This window comes from Actinomadura sp. NPDC049382 (assembly GCF_040677125.1).
Lineage (GTDB): Bacteria > Actinomycetota > Actinomycetes > Streptosporangiales > Streptosporangiaceae > Spirillospora > Spirillospora geliboluensis.
Window position 1 is genome coordinate 52,795 of sequence record NZ_JBFARO010000023.1, and the last position, 19,040, is coordinate 71,834.

General features: G+C 72.0%; 18 protein-coding genes and 1 riboswitch. Of the genes, 13 read left to right on the top strand and 5 right to left on the bottom strand.

The genetic code is table 11. From position 1 onward, the window contains the following. Positions 1-119: 119 nt before the first annotated feature. Both AB0K34_RS16990 and AB0K34_RS16995 read left to right on the top strand, forming a co-directional pair. Positions 120-983 (top strand): DNA-formamidopyrimidine glycosylase family protein, encoded by an 864-nt coding sequence (locus AB0K34_RS16990; RefSeq protein ID WP_364549532.1) that lies wholly within the window; start codon positions 120-122, stop codon positions 981-983. Between the two features lie 99 nt (positions 984-1,082). Further along, entirely contained in the window at positions 1,083-1,973 is an 891-nt protein-coding gene (locus tag AB0K34_RS16995) for a hypothetical protein (RefSeq protein WP_364549535.1), read from the top strand. A gap of 271 nt (positions 1,974-2,244) precedes the next feature. Here the strand turns inward: AB0K34_RS16995 and AB0K34_RS17000 are convergent, their stop codons facing one another. Then, positions 2,245-3,555 carry an FAD-binding oxidoreductase gene (locus AB0K34_RS17000; protein ID WP_364549537.1) on the bottom strand — a complete coding sequence of 437 codons (1,311 nt, stop codon included), beginning with the start codon at positions 3,553-3,555 and terminating at the stop codon, positions 2,245-2,247. Between the two features lie 104 nt (positions 3,556-3,659). Between AB0K34_RS17000 and AB0K34_RS17005 the strand changes: the two genes are divergently transcribed. Next, positions 3,660-3,839 (top strand): ribbon-helix-helix protein, CopG family, encoded by a 180-nt coding sequence (locus tag AB0K34_RS17005; RefSeq protein WP_138640860.1) that lies wholly within the window; start codon positions 3,660-3,662, stop codon positions 3,837-3,839. A 1-nt stretch (position 3,840) separates the two neighbouring features. Further along, a complete protein-coding gene (locus AB0K34_RS17010) occupies positions 3,841-4,182 on the top strand; it encodes a VOC family protein (RefSeq protein WP_364549539.1) in 342 nt (113 codons plus the stop codon). 88 nt (positions 4,183-4,270) lie between these two features. On the opposite strand, the gene AB0K34_RS17015 is transcribed toward AB0K34_RS17010, so the two are convergent. After that, positions 4,271-4,732 (bottom strand): SSI family serine proteinase inhibitor, encoded by a 462-nt coding sequence (locus AB0K34_RS17015; protein ID WP_364549541.1) that lies wholly within the window; start codon positions 4,730-4,732, stop codon positions 4,271-4,273. A 47-nt stretch (positions 4,733-4,779) separates the two neighbouring features. Between AB0K34_RS17015 and AB0K34_RS17020 the strand changes: the two genes are divergently transcribed. The 4 genes from AB0K34_RS17020 (at position 4,780) to AB0K34_RS17035 (ending at position 9,651) form a co-directional block, all read left to right on the top strand. Beyond that, entirely contained in the window at positions 4,780-5,115 is a 336-nt protein-coding gene (locus AB0K34_RS17020) for a rhodanese-like domain-containing protein (RefSeq protein ID WP_138640863.1), read from the top strand. A 55-nt stretch (positions 5,116-5,170) separates the two neighbouring features. Beyond that, positions 5,171-5,288: riboswitch (TPP riboswitch) on the top strand. Next, a complete protein-coding gene (locus AB0K34_RS17025) occupies positions 5,281-6,651 on the top strand; it encodes a cytosine permease (protein ID WP_364549544.1) in 1,371 nt (456 codons plus the stop codon). (Overlaps the previous riboswitch by 8 nt.) Before the next feature lie 76 nt (positions 6,652-6,727). Beyond that, positions 6,728-8,734 carry a PAS domain-containing protein gene (locus tag AB0K34_RS17030; protein ID WP_364549547.1) on the top strand — a complete coding sequence of 669 codons (2,007 nt, stop codon included), beginning with the start codon at positions 6,728-6,730 and terminating at the stop codon, positions 8,732-8,734. 395 nt (positions 8,735-9,129) lie between these two features. Then, positions 9,130-9,651 (top strand): ATP-binding protein, encoded by a 522-nt coding sequence (locus AB0K34_RS17035; protein ID WP_274704670.1) that lies wholly within the window; start codon positions 9,130-9,132, stop codon positions 9,649-9,651. Positions 9,652-10,089: 438 nt separating this feature from the next. Here the strand turns inward: AB0K34_RS17035 and AB0K34_RS17040 are convergent, their stop codons facing one another. Continuing rightward, a complete protein-coding gene (locus tag AB0K34_RS17040) occupies positions 10,090-11,292 on the bottom strand; it encodes an arginine deiminase (protein ID WP_240808468.1) in 1,203 nt (400 codons plus the stop codon). Between the two features lie 34 nt (positions 11,293-11,326). Between AB0K34_RS17040 and AB0K34_RS17045 the strand changes: the two genes are divergently transcribed. From AB0K34_RS17045 to AB0K34_RS17055, 3 genes are all read left to right on the top strand, one after another. Further along, positions 11,327-12,544, top strand: a complete 1,218-nt coding sequence (locus AB0K34_RS17045) for an MFS transporter (RefSeq protein ID WP_364549550.1) — start codon at positions 11,327-11,329, stop codon at positions 12,542-12,544. A 343-nt stretch (positions 12,545-12,887) separates the two neighbouring features. Beyond that, positions 12,888-14,072: an elongation factor Tu gene (gene tuf / locus AB0K34_RS17050; protein WP_301174056.1), complete on the top strand. Its 1,185-nt coding sequence runs from the start codon at positions 12,888-12,890 to the stop codon at positions 14,070-14,072. A gap of 166 nt (positions 14,073-14,238) precedes the next feature. Then, positions 14,239-15,117, top strand: a complete 879-nt coding sequence (locus tag AB0K34_RS17055) for an endonuclease/exonuclease/phosphatase family protein (protein WP_364549553.1) — start codon at positions 14,239-14,241, stop codon at positions 15,115-15,117. A gap of 44 nt (positions 15,118-15,161) precedes the next feature. Here AB0K34_RS17055 and AB0K34_RS17060 read toward each other — a convergent pair whose 3' ends face one another. Continuing rightward, positions 15,162-16,718 (bottom strand): long-chain-fatty-acid--CoA ligase, encoded by a 1,557-nt coding sequence (locus tag AB0K34_RS17060; protein WP_364549556.1) that lies wholly within the window; start codon positions 16,716-16,718, stop codon positions 15,162-15,164. Between the two features lie 87 nt (positions 16,719-16,805). Beyond that, positions 16,806-16,976: a hypothetical protein gene (locus AB0K34_RS17065; protein ID WP_171069016.1), complete on the bottom strand. Its 171-nt coding sequence runs from the start codon at positions 16,974-16,976 to the stop codon at positions 16,806-16,808. A gap of 191 nt (positions 16,977-17,167) precedes the next feature. On the opposite strand from AB0K34_RS17065, the gene AB0K34_RS17070 reads away from it, so the two are divergent. Both AB0K34_RS17070 and AB0K34_RS17075 read left to right on the top strand, forming a co-directional pair. After that, the gene (locus AB0K34_RS17070; protein ID WP_364549559.1) at positions 17,168-17,914 is read left to right on the top strand and encodes a response regulator transcription factor; all 747 of its coding nucleotides are present in this window, start codon (positions 17,168-17,170) and stop codon (positions 17,912-17,914) included. Beyond that, positions 17,911-19,029 (top strand): HAMP domain-containing sensor histidine kinase, encoded by a 1,119-nt coding sequence (locus AB0K34_RS17075; protein WP_364549562.1) that lies wholly within the window; start codon positions 17,911-17,913, stop codon positions 19,027-19,029. The genes AB0K34_RS17070 and AB0K34_RS17075 overlap by 4 nt, the downstream gene beginning before the upstream one ends. Positions 19,030-19,040 lie beyond the last annotated feature (11 nt).

Consider the following 19,040-nt stretch of genomic DNA (forward strand, 5'->3'; position numbering starts at 1 on the left):
GCAACCGGTACCCCCTACGGGTTATTTCGAGATGCCGGTCACACCCGCTCCCCAGGGTTTTCCACAGGTGTCCACAGCCCTGTGGACGAACCGCCGGCCGGTTCGCCGATACTGAGGTCATGCCTGAGCTACCCGAGGTCGAGGCGCTGGCGGGGTTCCTGCGGGAACGCGCGGTCGGCCACGCCGTCGCCCGCGTCGATGTTCTCGCCATCTCCGCGCTGAAGACCTATGACCCGCCGGTGACGGCGCTGGGCGGGCTGACCGTCACCGGCGCGTCCCGGCACGGCAAGTTCCTCGACCTGGACGTCGACGGGCTGCACCTCGTCGTCCACCTCGCCCGCGCGGGCTGGCTGCGCTGGCGGGACGAGATCCCCGCGAAGCCCGTCCGGCCCGGCGGCAAGAACCCACTGGCCCTGCGCGTCCACCTGGACGACGGCTCGGGCTTCGACCTCACCGAGGCGGGCACGAAGAAGGGCCTCGCGGTCTACGTCGTCCGCGACCCGTCGGACGTGCCCGGCGTCGCGACGCTCGGTCCCGACCCGCTGGACGACGCCTTCACCGCCGAGGCGCTCGCCGCGATCGTCGGCGGCAAGCGCACCCAGATCAAGGGCCTGCTGCGCGACCAGAAGGTGATCGCCGGCATCGGCAACGCCTACTCCGACGAGGTCCTGCACGCGGCGAAGATGTCCCCGTTCAAGATCGCCGCCTCGCTGACCGAGGAGGACGTCGCCGTCCTGCACGAGGCGATCGTCACCACGCTCCGGGACGCCGTGGAGCGCTCGCGCGGCCTGGAGGCCCAGGACCTCAAGGGCGAGAAGAAGACCGGCCTCCGGGTGCACGGCAAGGCCGGCCAGAAATGCCCGGTCTGCGGCGACACGATCCGCGAGGTGTCGTTCGCCGACTCGGCGCTCCAGTACTGCCCGACCTGCCAGACCGGCGGCAAGCCGCTGGCCGACCGCCGGATGTCGCGCCTGCTGAAGTGAAACCCCTCGGGGAATCCGGCGACCGGGCCCGGTGGGGGCCGCCCGGCGGCGTATCGTATCGCGAGAGAACCCCGGTGATCGTCTCGCTCAGGAGCCGTCATGGGATACCCCCCACCCCCACCCGCCGGTCCCGGCGGCCCCGGCTACGGTCCACCGCACCCCGGCTACGGCGGACACCAGCACGGCGGCGCCCCGCCCGCCCCGCCCTACGCGCCCGGACGTCCCGCCCCCGGCTACGGGCCTCCGCCGCAGCACGGCGGCTACCCGCCGCAACAGCAGGCATATCCACCCCAGGGGTATCCGCAGCAGGCCGGATACCCGCCTCAGCAGGCCGGATACCCGCCTCAGCAGGCCGGCTACCCGCAGCAGCAGATGCCCCAGCAGGCCGCCCCCGACCTCTACGCCTCGCCGATCCTCGTCTACGACCAGCCCGCGCAGTTCTTCTCGACCGAGGCGAACTACACGATCTGGAGCCCGCAGGGGCAGCCGTCCGCCTACGTCCGTGAAGAGGGCGTGAGCGGCGCGAAGAAGGCGTTCCGCGTCCTCAACCAGGCGAGCCAGACCAAGGCCGAGCGGAAGCTGACGATCTACCGCCCCGACGGAATGCCGTACTTCCTCTTCTACAAGCCGTACGGCTTCATGGGCACGCCCCAGATGCAGGTGCTCACCCCGCAGGGCGGCCTCATCGGCCACCTGCGCAAGCGGGCGCTGCGCGGCTGGGAGATCCTGACCGCGCAGGAGCAGCAGATCGGCTACTACGAGCTGCTGAGCGGCCGCGTCACCGACTGGCAGCAGCAGGAGGTCGCCCGCATCCAGCGCGGCTTCGACGGCTACGGCGAGTTCCTGTCGCAGATGTTCACCGGCGCCGACCGCTACGTCCTGCAGATGTACGCGCAGCAGGCGGAGCCGATGCGCACGCTCATCCTCGCCTGCCCCCTCGCCTTCGACACCGCCGTCTCCCAGAACCGCAGCATCGGCGGCTGGATCTAGCCGCATCGGCTGGCGGCGCCGCCCAGGCCCCACGGCGCCGCCACCCGATGCACCTCATCTCCGCGGGAGTGAGCGGAGCCTCCCAAGCGCCCGCCCTCGGGTCGGATGAACAGACGCTGTGGGGGCCGTGCCCAACCGGGCCTCGACCTCGACAACCGTGCCGCCGAGGTCATGGCGTGGCTCTTCTGGAACATCGCCAGCGTGCGTGTCGACGGCCATGTCGACGCAGGCATGTTTTCCTCGGTCCAGCTGCGTGGGTGCCATCAAGCCCTCACGGCTGGGTCTCCTGCTTGAGGACGGGATGGTTGGCGCGGAAGACGTTCTGCGGGTCGCGGGCGCGCTTCAGTTCGCGCAGGCGGTCGAGGGTCGGCTCGGGGAAGGCGTCGGCCACGCTCTCCTCAGGAGTCAGCAGCGTGTACGGCTTGCGCCCGGTGATGGCGCCGCCGAACCGCTCGACGAGCCGGCGCTGGCGGGCGCGGGTGGCGTGCGCCAGGTCCGGGTCGGGGCCGACGCCGGTCATCTGGAGGAGGTACGGCTCGTCCAGCGCTCCGCTCGCGCCGGCGCCGGGCTTGGCCAGCGCGCCGGCCAGATGCCGGATCTGGATGGAGATCAGCGGGTCGATCGGCTCGGTGACCAGCCCCTCGTCCAGGTGCGTCAGCAGCTCCGCGCGGGGCAGCCCGGAGGATGGAGCGGTCGGCTCGCCGGCGACGTCGCCCAGGTCGGCCACCGCCAGCGGCCCGCGGTTGTCGCTGATCACGCCGTCGATCGCGTCGAGGCCGCGCACGAGCGCCGCGCCCTCGTCCGGATCCCCCAGGTAGGTCATGTCCAGCGCCACCATGGGCGGGGCGCCGGGGAACGCGAACCGGCTGAACCAGACGGTCAGCTCGGGCGGCGCCGCGTCGGTGATCTGCCGGAAGACCTCGAACACCGCTCCGCCGCGCGCGTCCGGCCAGACCACCCTCCCGCCGTACAGGTGCGGCGCCGGATGCAGATCGAACTCCAGCGACGTGACCAGGGCGAAGTCGCCTCCGCCGCCTCTCAGCCCCCAGAACAGCTCGGCGTCGGACGCGCCGGTCACCCGGGCCCGGTTCCCGTCGGCGTCCACGATGTCGAAGGCGCGGACGCTGTCGGCGGCCCAGCCGTGCTTGCGGCCGAACCAGGAGAGCCCCCCGCCCAGCGTGTAGCCGGTCACGTTGACCACCGGTGAGCTGCCCGCCAGCCCGGTCAGGCCGTGGGGCCCGGCCTCCGCCAGCACCCGCCCCCAGCCGACCCCCGCGCCCACCTCGGCCACCCGTTCGGACGGGCGCACCCGCACCCCGTCCAGCCGGCCGGTGCGCAGCAGGATCACGCCCTCCACGTCACCCGAGGCGTCATGGCCGCCGGCCTGGGCGGTCACCGCCAGGCCCGACCGCCGCGCGTAGCGGACCAGCGCCGCCACGTCCTCGGCGTCCGCGGCCTCCACCACGGCCGCCACCGGCTGCTCGACCGTCAGGTTCCAGGCCCTGCGCGCCGCGTCGAAGCCGTCATCGCCCCGCCGCCACACCCGGCCCTTGACCGCTCCTCGCAGGTCGCCCCTCGTCATACCGGCCTCCTTCACCCGGACGCCCGGCCGCCGGCCCCCGGTCGCGGACCGGGACGTCCGTACGCCTTAGCTTGCTAGCAGGCTAGGATGCTAGCATCGCCGCCATGGGCGACGAGGACGTCAAGCAGTTCAACGTGTACCTGCCGATCGGGCTGATCAGGCAGGTCAAGCACCACGCGATCGAGACGGGCATGTCGTTGTCGGCCCTGGTCGCCGAGGCGCTGCGCCTCTACCTCGACGACGCCGGCGGCCGGGAGCGGCGCTCTTCCGGAAAGGAGTCCTGACATGGCGACCGAAGGGATCGAGGCGGTCTTCCTGGAGACCCGCAACTGGGGGAGGACCGCGGGCTTCTTCCAGGCGCTGGGGTTCGAGCTCGACGTGACCGCCGGCGACGGCTCCGGCGTGTTCCGCAACGGCGACGGGGCCTACGTCGTCGTCGTGGAGGTCCCCGAGGACCGGGAGCCGGGCGTGCAGATCGCGCTGAAGGTGCCGGACGCGGACCGGTTCGCCGCCGAACCGGGCGTCGAGGTGGTCACCCCGTTCGAGGACACTCACTACGGGACCCGGGAGATGACCGTCCGGGACCCCGACGGGCGCCTGTGGAGCCTGCAGGCCCCCAAGAACTGACCGGTCCGGGAACCCCTGAAGTGGTCAGGCCCCGGCGGTCGGGCCGGGGCCTGGGGTGGGGAACCTAGCCGGAACGGGGATGGCTGGTTCAGCGGACCTTCGGGACGTTGCCGAAGACGGGGGCCACTTGCGTCCAGCGGTGGAGCTGGCAGCCGTCCTGGCGGGTGAACTTCGTGTCGATCGGCTTGTCCTGCCAGGTGCCCTTGACCGTGGCGATCTCAGGGCCGCCGTAGATCTTGGTGCACATCTGGTCCTTGGGGACGGGCTTGAAGGGTTCCTTGGCCTTGGTCAGGGCCGCGCACGCGTCGGCGGCCTTCGGATGGGTACCGCCTGGAGGATCGCAGGTCAGCGTCCAGGTCTTGGCGGGGGCCTCCGCGGAGGCCCTGACGGTGATGGTGAGCGTGTCCGCCGGGGTGCCGGAGGGCTGCACGGACGTGGTGCCCGAAGGCTCCGCGGCGGGATTTCCGTTGGCCTGTTCGTCACCGCAGGCGGCCAGGGTCAGGAGCATGGCCACGCCGGGCGCGGCGAACAGGAGCGTCCGATACCGCATGCGTGATTCGACGCGGGGCCGGTTCGCGCGGTTCCATGGGGGGTGTGATGAATTTCGGGGAAGACGTACCGGCGGTCGGTGCCGCCGACGTCCCGCAGGACGGCTACCTGCTGGACGTCCGGGAGCAGGACGAGTGGGACGCCGGGCACGCGCCCGAGGCGGTCCACATCCCGATGCGGCAGCTGGGCGACCGGGCCGGGGAGGTCCCGCGCGACCGGGAGGTGTTCGTGATCTGCCGGTCCGGGGTGCGGTCGGCGCAGGTGACGGTGGCGCTCAACCAGGCGGGCTGGCTGGCCAAGAACGTCGACGGCGGGATGCAGAGCTGGGCGGAGGCCGGGCGGCCCATGGAGGGCGCCGGCGGCCGGCCGCCGTTCGTGGCGTGATCCGTACCGTATGCCCCCTTCTGGGGCGCGACGGGCGGTTGTACGATCAGGTCTGACCGATAACCGCGGGAGCTCGGGCCACAAGCCGGGCTGAGAGGGCGGCCAGCAGGGCGCCGCCGACCGCATGAACCTGTCCGGGTAATGCCGGCGTAGGGAGCGTGTCCCGTGACGTCCGACGTCGAACGGCGCCCTCAGGGCGAGCCGCCCGCCAACGAGGCCCCCTTCACCCTCGACGAGCCCGCCCCCAAGGTCCTCGGGTTCTGGGACCAGAGCGCCTTCTGGGCCAACCTCGGCGTCAGCCTGCTGGCCTTCTCCGGCGCCTACACCGTCCTCGCGCCGGACGCCGACGGCAGGCCGACCATCTCCATCATGGCGGGCATCGTCGCGATGGCCGTCGGGACGGCGCTCGGCGGGCTGATGCTCGGCCTCGCCGCCGTCCCCGGCGCCCGCACCGGGCAGCCCGCGATGGTGCTGCTGCGCGGCCTGTTCGGCGCCCGGCTGTCGTACGCGCCGACGGTCCTGAACATCGCGCAGCTCATCGGCTGGGGGACGTTCGAGCTGATCGTCATCGCGGACGCGGCCCGCGAGCTGTGGGACGGCGTGCCGCGCTGGGGCTACGTCGTCGCGGCCGGCGTGATCACGACCGTGCTGACGGTGTGGCCGCTCGGCTCGGTGCGGCTGCTGCGCCGGTACGTCACCGTCGCGGTGGGGATCGCGCTGGTCTACTTCTACGTGGAGCTCGTCCGGCAGCCGCTGCCCGACCTGTCGGAGGGCTCGTGGGGCGGCTTCTGGATCGGCGCGGACGCCGCGCTCGCGGTGTCGATCTCCTGGGTGCCGGTCGCCGCCGACTACACCCGGCACTCGCGGTCGGAGCGGGCGGCGTTCGGCGCGGCGTCCGTCGGCTACTCGGTCACGCAGATCATCGCCTACGTCCTCGGCCTGCTGGCGCTCGCGCTGGTCGCGGGCGACAGCACCAGGATCTTCGACCCGTTCCTCGGCGCCACGCTCGGCGTGGTCTTCTTCGCGATCTTCGTGCTGCGGGAGGCGGACCAGTCGTTCGCCGACACCTACTCCACCGCCGTGTCGATCCAGAACCTGTTCCCGCGCGCCGACCGCCGGGTGCTGAGCGTCGCGCTCGGCGCCGGCATCACCGTCCTCGCGCTCGTCCTGGACATCGGCGACTACGCGGGCTTCCTCACGCTGATCGGGTCGGTGTTCGTGCCGATGCTGGGCGTCCTCGCCGCCGACTTCTTCCTCGGCCGCCGCCGGACCTCGGGCAGTAAGGAGGCCGAGCTGGACGGGTGGGACGTGTCGCGGCGGGCGCCGTCCCGCTGGGGGATGATCGCGGCCTGGGCCGTCGGGTTCGCGGTCTACCAGCTGATCAACCCGGGCACGGTCGAGCACTGGGCGGGCTTCTGGCGGGACGTCCAGGAGGCGGTGCACTTCACGCCGCAGAGCTGGATGAGCGCCTCGCTGCTGTCGTTCCTGGTCGCGGGCGCGGCCGCGCTCCTCATCGGGAGGCTTACCAGGCGGTAGCCTTACCAGAAGGTAAGGTTCCCGTGGCAATTTTCGATGCAAGTTACCCGGCGCCGCGCCGGAGTCCGGTGGCACGATGACAGACGTGTACGAGCACGTCCACGATCCGATCGCGCGGGCCGTCATCGAGAGCGCCGCCGACGCGATCGTGGCGGTGGACCAGCGGCACCGGGTCACGGTGTGGAACCCGGCGGCCGAGCGCATGTTCGGCTGGAGCGCCGCGGAGATGATCGGGCGCGTCCCGCCGATCGTCCCGCACGAGCTGAAGGCCGAGCACAACGCCGTCCAGGAGCGGCTGCTCACCCGGCCCGCCGGGCCGGGCGACAGCGGGCAGATCTCGATCGCCACCCGCCGCTTCCACCGCGACGGCCGCCTCATCGACGTGCGCATCGACACGAGCCTGCTGCAGGACCCGGGCGGCACGCTGCTCGGCTGGGTGGGGGTGTACCACCCGGTCGAGGAGGACGAGATCGTCCAGCACCACATGACCGAGCGGGCCCGGCTCGTCCGGCGGCTGAACGACATCGTCGCCGACCTCAACGCCGAACTGGACCTGAACGTCGTCCTCGACCGGATCACCACCGCGCTGATCGAGCTGACCGGCGCCGACGCGGGCGGGTTCGTCCGGATCGAGGGCGAGCGGCTGCGGCTGGTCAGCATGACCGGGCTGCCCGAGCACATGCGCGACCGCACCGCCGAGCTGCGGTCGAGCCTCGTCGGGGAGCTGCTGCGGTCCGGCAAGACCGTCAAGCTCGCGACCGGCGCGCGGCGCCTCGGCGACCTGATCTGGTCCGAGCTGCCCGGCCTGCACACGATCGCGCTCGGCCTGTCCTACCTGCAGAACCGGCCGTACGGCGCGCTCTACGCGCTCTTCTCCGGCAGCAAGGCCGGGCACACCGAGCTGGAGCTGCTGGAGCTGCTCGCCGGGCACGCCGGCGTCGCGGTCGGCAACGCCGTCGCGTACGCGGAGGTCGTCCGGCAGCGGGCGCACGAGCGCGCGGTGATCGACTCCAGCGCGGACGGCATCGCCGTGCTCGACCACGACCTCGTCGTCCGGCAGTGGAACCCGGCCGCGCACGCGCTGACCGGCGTCCCGCCGGAGGAGGCGATCGGCCGCCCGCTGCCGTTCGGCATGCCCGCGCTCGGCGAGATGCTCACGTTCCGGCTGGAGTCGGGGACGTGGCTGAACGTCCTCGCCGCCGAGATCGAGGAGACCGGCGAGCTGGTCGTCGACTTCCGCGACGTGTCCGAGGCGAAGGCCCTCGAAGAGGCCAAGGACCTGTTCCTCGCCACCACCAGCCACGAGCTGCGCACCCCGATCACGGTCGTGCAGGGCTTCGCGTCCACCCTGGTCAACCGGTGGGACGAGCTGGCCGACGCCGACCGCCGCACCGCCGTCGCCACCATCGCCGAGCGCGCCCAGTCCCTCGCCCGCCTCGTCGAGCACCTGCTGCTCGGCTCCCGGGCCGGGGCCGACGAGCTGGCCGTGACGATCGAGCCGTTCGACCTGAGCCGGGTGCTGGAGGGCGTCGTCGCCGGGTTCCGGTCGCTGTCGCCGCTGCACCGCGTCGAGCTGGAGATCGCGCCCGACCTGCCGCCGTGCCGGGGGGACGCGATGGCGACCGACATCGTGCTCGGGCAGCTGCTGGAGAACGCGTTCAAGTACTCGCCGGACGGCGGGACGGTCAGCGTCCACGCCTACCCGGACGGCGCCGACATCGTGGTGAAGGTCGTGGACGAGGGGATCGGCATCCCGGCCGGCGACCATGAGCGGATCTTCGAGCGGTTCGTCCAGGGGGACGCCGGGGACCGCCGCCGCTTCGGCGGCATCGGGCTCGGGCTGTACATCGTCAAACGGCTGACAGAGGCACAAGGCGGGAGAATCTCAGCTCATCCGGCTGAACGTGAGAGATCTCACACTAATGCGGACAACGTCACCCCAAGTGGTGAAGTGCCAGAAATGGAACGGACCATAAGCCGTCCGCCCGCGCTCCTGCGGACCGCGCCCGGCCGCGGACCCGCAGGTGGCGCGCGTGCGGGCGAGGGAACGTGCATGCGGCTCGTGCTGCGCGGCGTCCGTTGACCCGGTTTGGTCACTCACCGTGACGACACTCCCTGCGGTGCGGCCCGGTGAGACCGTTGTGACCTGGGCGTTCAGCGGTCTCGATGGGTGGCAACCTGGGCTGGTGCGAGAAAGTACGGTGACCGCAGGGTGTGATGGACGAAACGCGTGCGGGAGGAGTAAGTCCGCCGTTGGCTGGATAGATCCTTTGATGGTTGCCGTTGGTGACGAGATTCCGTTCCGGGGGTGATCACCGTGACCGGACGGCCGGTGACTCGTTGTGCAGGTGATGACCTGGATGGTCCGGGTTTCCGGTCTTGGCCATCAGGGCATTTCGGTCGTACCGGAAGAGCGACGACGGGACTCGTCCGAGTAGCGGAACCAGGGGGAGGTGAGGGCGTCTGAGCGTCGTACTGCTGCCACACGCACCGTCCAGCGTCGCGGTCGCCCGAAGGCGCCTCAGCTCGGAGCTGGTCGACTCGGGGGTCTACGAATCCGTCGTGGACGACGCCAGCGTCATCGTCAGCGAACTCATCAGCAACGCCCTCCGCCACGCCCGCCCGCTCCCGTCCGGCCAGGTCCGGGTGTGCTGGCTGCGCCGCGGCGACGTCCTCGAACTCGAGGTCAGCGACGGCGGTGCGATGACCGAACCGCGCCGCGGCCCGGGCACGCTCTCCTCGCTCGGCGGCCGCGGTCTCGGCATCGTGGAGGCCCTGTCCGACGGCTGGGGCGTGCGCCACGAAGAGGGTGCCACCACGGTGTGGGCCGTCCTGCGTGCTCCCAGGTCAACGGAGGACAACGGCCGCTCCGCCCCCGCCGGCATGCACGCCGTAGTGCCCGATCTGTCCGACTTTCCAGACCTGCTGGACGAGCCCGACGAAGATCTGTGCAACAGAAGCAGGAATGGAAGTGCCCCAAGCGGGGCATATCCGGCATAAGAGGGCCCCGCCTGGAAGGAACCCCGCCCGACCTTGTATGGTCCTCCCAAGCTCGGGCGCTGTCGTGCCCCCGTCGACACCGCCCGAGCTGTTTATATTTTTTTGCTCTCGGCGTCGGGCCTTGGGGGCCCTCCTTCAACGAGCAAAACGGCGATCGCTGCATCGCTCCGGCTCGCCTTGCGGCTCGCTTCGCGATCAGGTTTCTTGCTTCGCTCGAAACCTGCCTTCGGACGCGATCGCAACGTGACCCTTGTCGACGATCTCGCTTACGGACGTCACTCTGCCGGCTAACTGTGGCTGAGAGGCGTCGGCTGGCGCTGTTGCGGCTCTGTCGGTCGGCGCGTGGTTCTCATTGATCCGTTTTCGTGGATCGGTCATGGACTGCGGTGTTCGTCCGCGCAGATCCGCAAGGCGCGTCGTGTGAGGTCGGTGCGGTGGTCAGATGTCGTCGCGGAGGACGGGGCAGGACATGCAGCGGGGGCCGCCTCGGCCGGTGCCCAGTTCGCTGCCGCTGATGCGGATCACTTCGATGCCCGACGCCTCCAGCTGGGCGTTCGTCTCGATGTTGCGCTCGTAGGCGACGCAGAGGCGGGGGGCCACGGCGAGGGTGTTGTTGCCGTCGTCCCACTGCTCGCGTTCGGCGGTGACCGGGTCCAGGCCGGTGTCGATCACCTTGAGGCGGTCGAGCTTCATCGCCTCGGCGGCGGCCTCCAGGAAGGGGCGCGGTTCCGAGACGCGCAGGTCGCCACTGGCGACGGTGACCGTGTGGGCCGTCAGCGAGTGCGCCACCGGCGGGTACATGACGACGGTGTCGACGTCGACCATCGTGCAGACGGTGTCGAGGTGCATGGTGGCGCGCTCCTGGGCGATCGGGACCGCCAGGACGGTGTGCGCCAGGTTCGCGGCGAAGACCTGGCGGGCCAGGCGCTCGACGCCGGCGGGGGTCGTCCGCTCGCCGGTGCCGACCGCGATCACGCCCGGGGACAGCAGGAGGACGTCCCCGCCCTCGACGTGTTCGAGGGACGGCGCGTACACCGGCTCCACGTCGGCGAAGCGCGGGTGGTGGGCGTAGACGAGGCCGGTCAGGGCCGACTCGCGGCGCCGGGCCTCCATGGCGAGGCTCGTCACCGCCACGCGGTCGCCGATCCAGGTGCTGTTGTCACGGGTGAACAGCAGGCCGGGCAGGGGGTCGATGATGAAGTCGAGCCGGTCCATGAGCCGGTAGACCAGGCCGTGCCCGGACTTCAGCTCCTCGTGGGCGAGGCCGCCGATGAGCGTCTGGGTGAGGTTCTCCGGGTCGAGGTCGCGGAGGTACTCCTCGACGATGCGGCGGAGCTGGTCGCCGAGGCGCAGGTCGACGACGGCGTCGGCGATCGCCTGGTCGCGGGCCGGCTCGTACTCCAGCGCGTCCTGGAGCAGCTCGGTCAGGTAGAGGACCTCGACGCCGCGGGAGCGGAGGGCCTCGGCGAACGCGTCGTGCTCCTCCTGGGCGCGACCCGCCCACGGGATCGCGTCGAACAGCAGCTTGTCGCTGTTGCGCGGGGTGAGCCGTTTCAGTTCCGCGCCGGGGCGGTGCAGCAGGACGGTCCGCAGCCGTCCGACCTCACTGGTGACCCGGTGCTCTGTCTTCGCTGCCGTCACTCTTCGAAGTCTAAGCATGTGCCAGCATTCGAGCGTGTTCGGACGGACCGCGGCGCTGCCGCTTCACCTCACCTCGGCGACGCTGCTGCGGGTGTCGGCGGAGGGCGTCGCGACGGCGCTGGTGCTGACCGTCGAGGCGCGGACGGGTGACGCGGCCACCGCCGGGTACCTGCAGACCGCGATGACGCTGCCGTACGTGCTGAGCGGGCCGATCATCGGCAGCGCGCTCGACCGGGTGATGCGTCCCCGGTCGGTCGCGGTGGTCCTCGCGGCCTGCTACGCCGTGGCCACCGGGCTGCTGCTGGCGACGGCGGGCAACTCGCCGCTCGTGCTGGCGCTCGCGATCGCCGCGGTGATCGGGTGCACCGAGCCGATCGTGGTCGCGCTGACCAGCCTTTTGCCGAGGTTCGTCCCGGAGGGGCGACTTTCGCGTGCTTATGGGTTGGAGGCGTCGAGCTACAACCTCGCGGGCATCGCGGGGCCCGGTCTCGCGGCGGCGCTCGCCTCGCTGGCGGGCGGTCAGTATGCGGGCACCGCCGTGGTCGCCGTGGGTGTCCTGGGGCTGCTGACCCTGCCGCTTCTTCCCTTTCCGCGGCCGGACGCCGAGCCGCCCGCAGAGAGGCGGGGTGGTCTCTCGGTGATCACGGGTGGGCTCGTCGTGCTGGTCGAGGGGCGGGTCCTGCGGGCGCTGACGGTGGCCACGACGCTCGCCTGGACGGGCTTCGGGGGCGTCGCGGTGACGGCGGTGCTGCTCGCCGAGCACATCGGGGCCCCGCCGAGCGCGGGCGGACGGCTCCTCGTCGCGCTGGCGGTCGGGTCGCTGATCGGGTCGCTGGCATCCAGCCGGTGGCTGACGCCGAAGCATGCGGAGCCCGTGATGGTGGCCGGGCTGGTCGCGTTCGGGGCGTCGCTCGCGGCCCTCGCCGTGGCGCCGTCGCTGCCGTGGGCGACGGCGGCGTTCGTCGCGGGGGGGATCGCGGAGGGGCCGGTGTTCGCGGCGACGCTCATGCTTCGCCAGCGCGAGTCGCCGCCCGACCGGCTCGGCCAGGTCAACACGACGGCGGGCAGCCTGAAGATCGGCGCGTCCGCGCTCGGCGCCGCGCTGACGGCCGTCGCGGCGGACGCGGTCGGGCCCGTCGGCCTGGTGCTGGGGATCGCCGGCTTCCAGTTCGTCGGGGCGGCGGCGGGGATGCTCCTGCTGTACGTCCCCGGGCGCCGAAAACCGGTCGACGTGGATGGTATTCGCCCGTAATGTCCGGAGAGCGAGGCTTGCAGCCGGCGCCCGGACGCTCGCGGTCATCATCCCGCTGAGCGCGGCGCCGGCTGCTTCCTTTTTAATGCTTCGACTTCCGCCGGCGGGCTCCGTAATGTGCGGGGCATGTTCATCGCGGCCGGCACTCCGACGCTCGCAGGCACCGACCTGCTGAGCGCGCTGCCGGTCGCCTTCTTCGCAGCAGCGGTCGCCGCAGACGGCGTCCGACGCTGACCCCTCTCCGTCCTGCCTCCGGAGAACCAGCGGAGGGGGGTGGTCCGAGTGAACGCGGCCCGTGCGCCGCGTGGGTTCTCACGTTCGGCATCGTGAGGACGGAAAGACCATGGCGAAGAAGCTCTACGAGCGCGACAAGCCGCACCTGAACATCGGGACGATGGGGCACGTCGACCACGGCAAGACGACGCTGACCGCGGCGATCACCAAGGTGCTCGCCGAGCGCGGGCTCGCGTCGGCGGTGCCGTTCGACCGCATCGACCGAGCCCCGGAGGAGCGCGACCGCGGCATCACCATCAACGTCGCGCACGTCCAGTACTCCACCGCGACCAGGCACTACGCCCATGTGGACATGCCCGGTCACGCCGACTACGTGAAGAACATGATCTCCGGTGCCGCCCAGGTGGACGGGGCCGTGCTCGTGGTCTCCGCGCAGGACGGCGCGATGCCGCAGACGCGGGAGCACGTGGTGCTCGCGCGGCAGGTCGGCGTCGAGCACATCGTGGTGGCGCTGAACAAGGCCGACATGGTGGACGACGCCGAGCTGCTCGACCTCGTCGAGCTGGAGGTCCGGGAGCTGCTCTCCGAGTACGGGTTCCCCGGCGAGGAGATACCGATCGTCCGGGTGTCCGGGCTGCGGGCGCTGGAGGGCGACCCGTACTGGACGGCCCGCATCGGCGACCTGCTCGACGCGATCGACGCGTACGTGCCCGTCCCGCGCAGGGTGCTGGACGCGCCGTTCCTCATGCCGGTCGAGAGCGTGCTCACGATCACCGGGCGCGGCACGGTCGTGACCGGGGTCGTGGCGCAGGGCTCGGTCCGGCTCGGGGACGCGGTCGAGGTCGTCGGGCTCGGCGAGTCGTTCGGCACCGTCGCGACGGGGCTGGAGACGTTCGGGCAGACCATGGACCGCGCGGAGGCGGGCGACAACACGGCCATGCTGCTGCGCGGGGTCAAGCGCGACCAGGTGCGGCGCGGGCAGGTGGTCAGCGCGCCGGGCGCGATCCGGCCGCACACGCGGTTCCGGGCGCGGGTCCGGGTGCTGACCGCGGCCGAGGGCGGCCGGTCCAGGCCGTTCTTCCACGGGTACCGGCCGCAGTTCCACTTCCGCACGACGGACGTGGTCGGCGGCATCGACCTCGGCGGCGAGGGCGGCATGGCGCTGCCCGGCGACACCGTCGAGATGGCCGTCGAGCTGGGCAGGCCGGTCGCGATGACCGAGGGGCTCGGCTTCGCGGTGCGCGAGGGCGGCCGGACGGTCGGCGCCGGCACGGTGACCGAACTGCTCGGCTAGCGGGCTAAGGGGCCCGGCGGGAGCATCCGCCGGGCCCCTTAGCCTTGGGGCGCCGGGAATCGCCGTATCCGGGATGACCGCTTGGTCGTGAAACGCTGGCGGATGCGATCTTGATGTGGTGAGATTTCGGCATTACCCCCGCAGATAGCCTCATACTGGAGAACGTGTGCGATCCCCCCGCGCCCTGATTCCCCTGCTCTCGGTCTGCGCGGCCGCCGCGGTCGTCACCGCGGCCGCCACCGGCGCGAGCATCGACGGCCTGCCGGGGGGTGGAGGTCCCGCCCACGCCGACGCCCCGGCCCCCCGCCCCGCCGCGGTGACGATCAACGCGGTCACCTGGAACGTCTGCGGCGGCCCCGGCTGCCCGTCCGCGGCGGCGCCCGCGGCGATCGCCAAGCAGATCGTCCAGCGGACGCGGGCCACCGAGGTCGGCGGGCGCAAGGTCAAGACGAACGCCGTCCTCCTCCAGGAGGTCTGCGAGGGGCAGGTCCGCACCGCCGAGAAGTCCACCGGCACCTGGACGTGGGCGTTCGCCGCGACCCCCGGCGGCGCGTCCTGCGCGCAGGGCCAGGGCCGGGTCGGCGTCGCGATCGGCACCGACAGCCCGCTGACCGAGACCCGCCAGGCCAAGCTCCCGGCCCCGGCGGGCCGGACGCGCATCGCGCTGTGCGGCGAGGTCGCGTCGTGGGCGACCCGGGTGTGCGTCACGCGGCTCGACCCGTCCGAGGGCGGCGACTGGCGGCAGAAGGAGGCCCGCGCGCTCGCCGTGCTCGGCGGCGGCGGCCGCGTCCTGCTCGGCGGCGACTTCGCCGACAGCCCGGACAGCCCGGCCCTCGACCCGCTCTACGGCGCCTACGCCGAGTGCGACCAGTCCGGCTCGTCCCGCACCGGCGCGATGACCCGCCAGAACTGGCAGGGCGCCGCCGTGCAGAAGACCGACTACCTGTTCATCCCGAAGTCGGCCGGGGTCTCGTGCAGCGTCCCCGCCACCCGCGTCCGGACGTCCGACCACCGCCCGATGTCCGCCGAGGTCCGCTTCAGGTGACGCGGCCGCCGGGGGCGGTGGACGCCCCCGGCGGTTCGGTCACGTCAGTGCACTGAGCGCTCTTCGCCCTGCCAGTAGGGGGCGCGGAGTTCGCGCTTGAGGATCTTGCCCGTGGGGTTGCGCGGGATCTCGTCGCGGCGCTCGACCGAGCTCGGGCACTTGAAGTGGGCGAGGTGCTCGCGGCAGTAGTCGATGATGTCCTTCTCGGGGACGTCCGACGACAGCACCACCAGCGCCTTCGGGGTCTCGCCCCAGCGCTCGTCCGGGACGCCGATGACCGCGCAGTCGGACACGGCGGGGTGGCCCATCAGGACGTTCTCCACCTCCGCCGGGTAGATGTTCTCCCCGCCCGAGATGATCATGTCCTTGACGCGGTCGTGGATGTAGAGGTAGCCGTCCTCGTCGAGGTAGCCCGCGTCGCCGGTGCGGAACCAGTTGTCGTCGGACAGCGCGCTCGCGGTCGCTTCCGGCATCCCCCAGTAGCCCTTCATGTTCTGCGGGGTCCGGCAGAGGATCTCGCCGACCTGCCCGGCGGGGACCTCCTCCTGCGTCGCCGGGTCGACGATCTTGAGGACGGTGGTGTCGTTGGCGAGCCCGGCGCTGCGCAGCCGGTGGGGGTTCGGGCCGTCCGGGTCGTGGTCGGCGGCGGGCAGCATCGTGATCGCGCCGGTCACCTCCGTCAGCCCGTACACCTGCATGAACTCGGTGCCCGGCAGCATCCGCATGGCGCCGCGCAGGACGTCCTCGCTGATCGGGGACGCGCCGTACAGCATCAGCTTCAGGCTGGACAGGTCGCACGCGGCGACCTCCGGGATCAGCTGCATGAACTGCAGCAGGACCGGGACGAGGAAGATGTGCGTGACGCGGTGCCGCTCGATCGCCTGCGCGATCAGGGTGGGGTCGGGCTCGCGGGCGATGACGCCGGTGATCGCGTTGTAGACCGCGGAGACGGTGAGGACGTTGCCCGCGACGTGGTACATCGGCATCGCGACCATCAGGACGGACGACTCGTCGATGTCCCACACGTCGGTGGTCACGCTCAGCGCGGCGAGGAAGTTGTCGTGCGTCAGCATGACGCCCTTGGGCAGCCCCGTCGTGCCGGACGAGTAGAGCTGGACGAACACGTCCGACGTCTCGGGCTCGTGCTCGGGCGGGGTGTCGGGCGCCGCGTCCACCCAGGCGGCGTAGTCCCGGTAGGCGTGGTCCTGACCGTTGACGACCACCATGTGGTCGGTGTGTTCGAGCTTGCCGGCGATCGCGTCGAGGACGGGGACGAACTCCGGCCCGACGATGAAGACCTTCGCCTGCGCGTTGTTGACGATGTAGGCGACCTCGTCGGGGGCGAGCCGGTAGTTCACCGGCACCTGGACGGCGCCGATGCGGGCCGCGCCGAACAGCTGCTCGGCGTATTCGAGCGAGTTCTTGTCGAGGATCGCGACCCGGTCGCCGGGGCCGACGCCCGCGGCGGTGAGCGCGTTCGCGACCCGGTCGGCGCGCCGGTCGAAGTCGCGGAAGGTGATCTCATGGTCGCCCGCGATGTACGCGAGGCGATCGGGATGTGAACGTGCGCGTTCGCGCAGCACCTCAGTCAGACCGGGCACGGTATGTCCCTTTCGCCGATGACCGCCTGGTTATTCCGGCATCATGCGGTCACCGGCGACGCCCCGCAAGGGGTATGAGCTGCTCGGTCAGCGGCTTTTGGACATCTTGGACACGGCGGTCACGGCGAGTACCACGATGACGGCGACGAGTCCGATGAAGAAGAAGAACTTGAGCATCGAGATGATGGCGCCGATGACGGTCATCGCCAGCCAGATCGCGAGCACTACGCCGATGATGGTCAGGATCGTCTTACCCATGTCTCCACCGTATGCGCCGGTTCGGCGGGGGACATCACCCTTGGGAACGACCCTGGCCCTGACCCGTCCCCGACGCGCGGCGGAGCCGCACCCTGAGAACCCCTGAGGCGAACCCTTACGGCCGCCGCAAATCCTTACAGGGTGGTGACGTGGACGCGGGGCGGCCGCGCCCACCGCATACCGTGTCCTGCGTGAACTCCGTGACCCCCGCGGGACGCGTCCTGGTGGTCGACGACGACCCGACGGTGGCGGAGGTCGTCGCCCGCTACCTGGCCCGCGACGGGCACGAGGTGGCCTGCGTGGCGGACGGCCCGACCGCGCTGCGCCGGGCGCTCGACCAGCCGCCGGACCTGATCGTCCTCGACCTGATGCTGCCCGGCATGGACGGCCTGGAGGTGTGCCGCCGCCTCCGCGAGACCTCGGCCGTGCCGATCGTGATGCTGACAGCGCTCGGCGCCGAGACCGACCGGCTCGTCGGGCTGGAGACCGGCGCCGACGACTACGTGACGAAGCCGTTCAGCCCGCGCGAGCTGGCCCTGCGCGTCCGGTCGGTGCTGCGCCGGGCGCGCGGGGCGCTGGTGCCCGCCGTCCCGGCCGGGCCGCTGCGCGACGGCGACCTCGCGGTGGACGTCGGCGCGCACGAGGCGGAGCTGCGCGGCGAGCGGCTCGCGCTCACCTCCCGCGAGTTCGACCTGCTGGCGTTCCTGCTCCGGCACCCGCGGCGGGCGTTCACCCGCGACGAGCTGCTGGAGCGGGTCTGGGACTGGACGTTCGGCGACTCCTCCACGGTGACCGTGCACGTCCGGCGGCTGCGCGAGAAGATCGAGGACGACCCGACCGCCCCGCGCCGCATCGTCACCGTGTGGGGCGTCGGCTACCGCTACGAGCCCGTGGTGGACGAGCCTCTGGTGAACGAGCCCGTGGTGGACGAGCCGTGATCCCCTTCGAGGACCTGCTGTGGGTCGTCTGGTACGCGGTGCTCGCCGCGTGCACCGTGGCGGCGGTGGCGCTCGCCGCCCTGTACGTGCTGCGCGGCCGCTCGGTCGCCACCCAGCTGATCGTCGTGGGCGTGGCGACGGTGCTGGCGACGATCTCCGGCATCATCGTGATCTCGTTCATGATGGTGCTGAACGACCATGACCGGGCGGTCGTCCTCGCGGTCGTGGCGTCCGCGGGCGTGGTCGCGATGGCGGTGTCGGTGCTGCTCGGGCGCCGCCTGGTGGCCGCGAACCGCACGCTGGTGGAGGCGGTCCGGGCCGACCGGTTCCGTCCGCCCGCGGCGCGCCTCCCCGCCGAGCTGGCCGAGCTGTCCCGCGAGCTGGAGGCGGCCTACGACCGGCTGGCCGCGTCCCACGAGCGCGAGCAGGCCCTTGAGGCGAGCCGCCGGGAGCTGGTCGCCTGGGTGAGCCACGACCTGCGGACTCCGCTGGCCGGCCTGCGCGCGATGGCCGAGGCCCTGGAGGACGAGGTCGTCGCCGACGAGCGCACCGTCCAGCGCTACCACGGCCGGATCCGCGTCGAGGTGGAGCGGCTCACGGAGATGGTGGACGACCTGTTCGAGCTGTCCCGGATCCACGCGGGCGCGCTGCGCCTGTCCCGCGAGCGCGTCGGCCTCGCGGACCTGGTCGCGGAGGCGGTCGCGGGCACCGAGGCGCTCGCCCGCGCGAAGGGCGTGCGGCTGCGCGGCGACGTCCGCGAGGGGCTGCCCGTCCAGGTGGACGCGGGGGAGCTGGGCCGGGCGCTGCGCAACCTGGTCGTCAACGCGATCCGGCACACCCCGGGCGACGGCTCCGTCGAGATCATCGGCGAGGTCGCCGACGGGGAGGCGCGGGTGACGGTCGCCGACGCGTGCGGCGGCATCCCCGAGGCCGACCTGCCGCGCGTGTTCGACGTCGCGTTCCGCGGCGAGGCGGCCCGCACCCCGGGCGGCGGCGCGGGCCTCGGCCTCGCCATCGCCCGCGGCATCGTCGAGGCGCACGCGGGGCGGATCGGCGTCGCCAACGACGGGCCCGGCTGCCGCTTCGAGGTCCGGCTCCCCCTGACCGCCGTCTGAGGCCGCCCGAC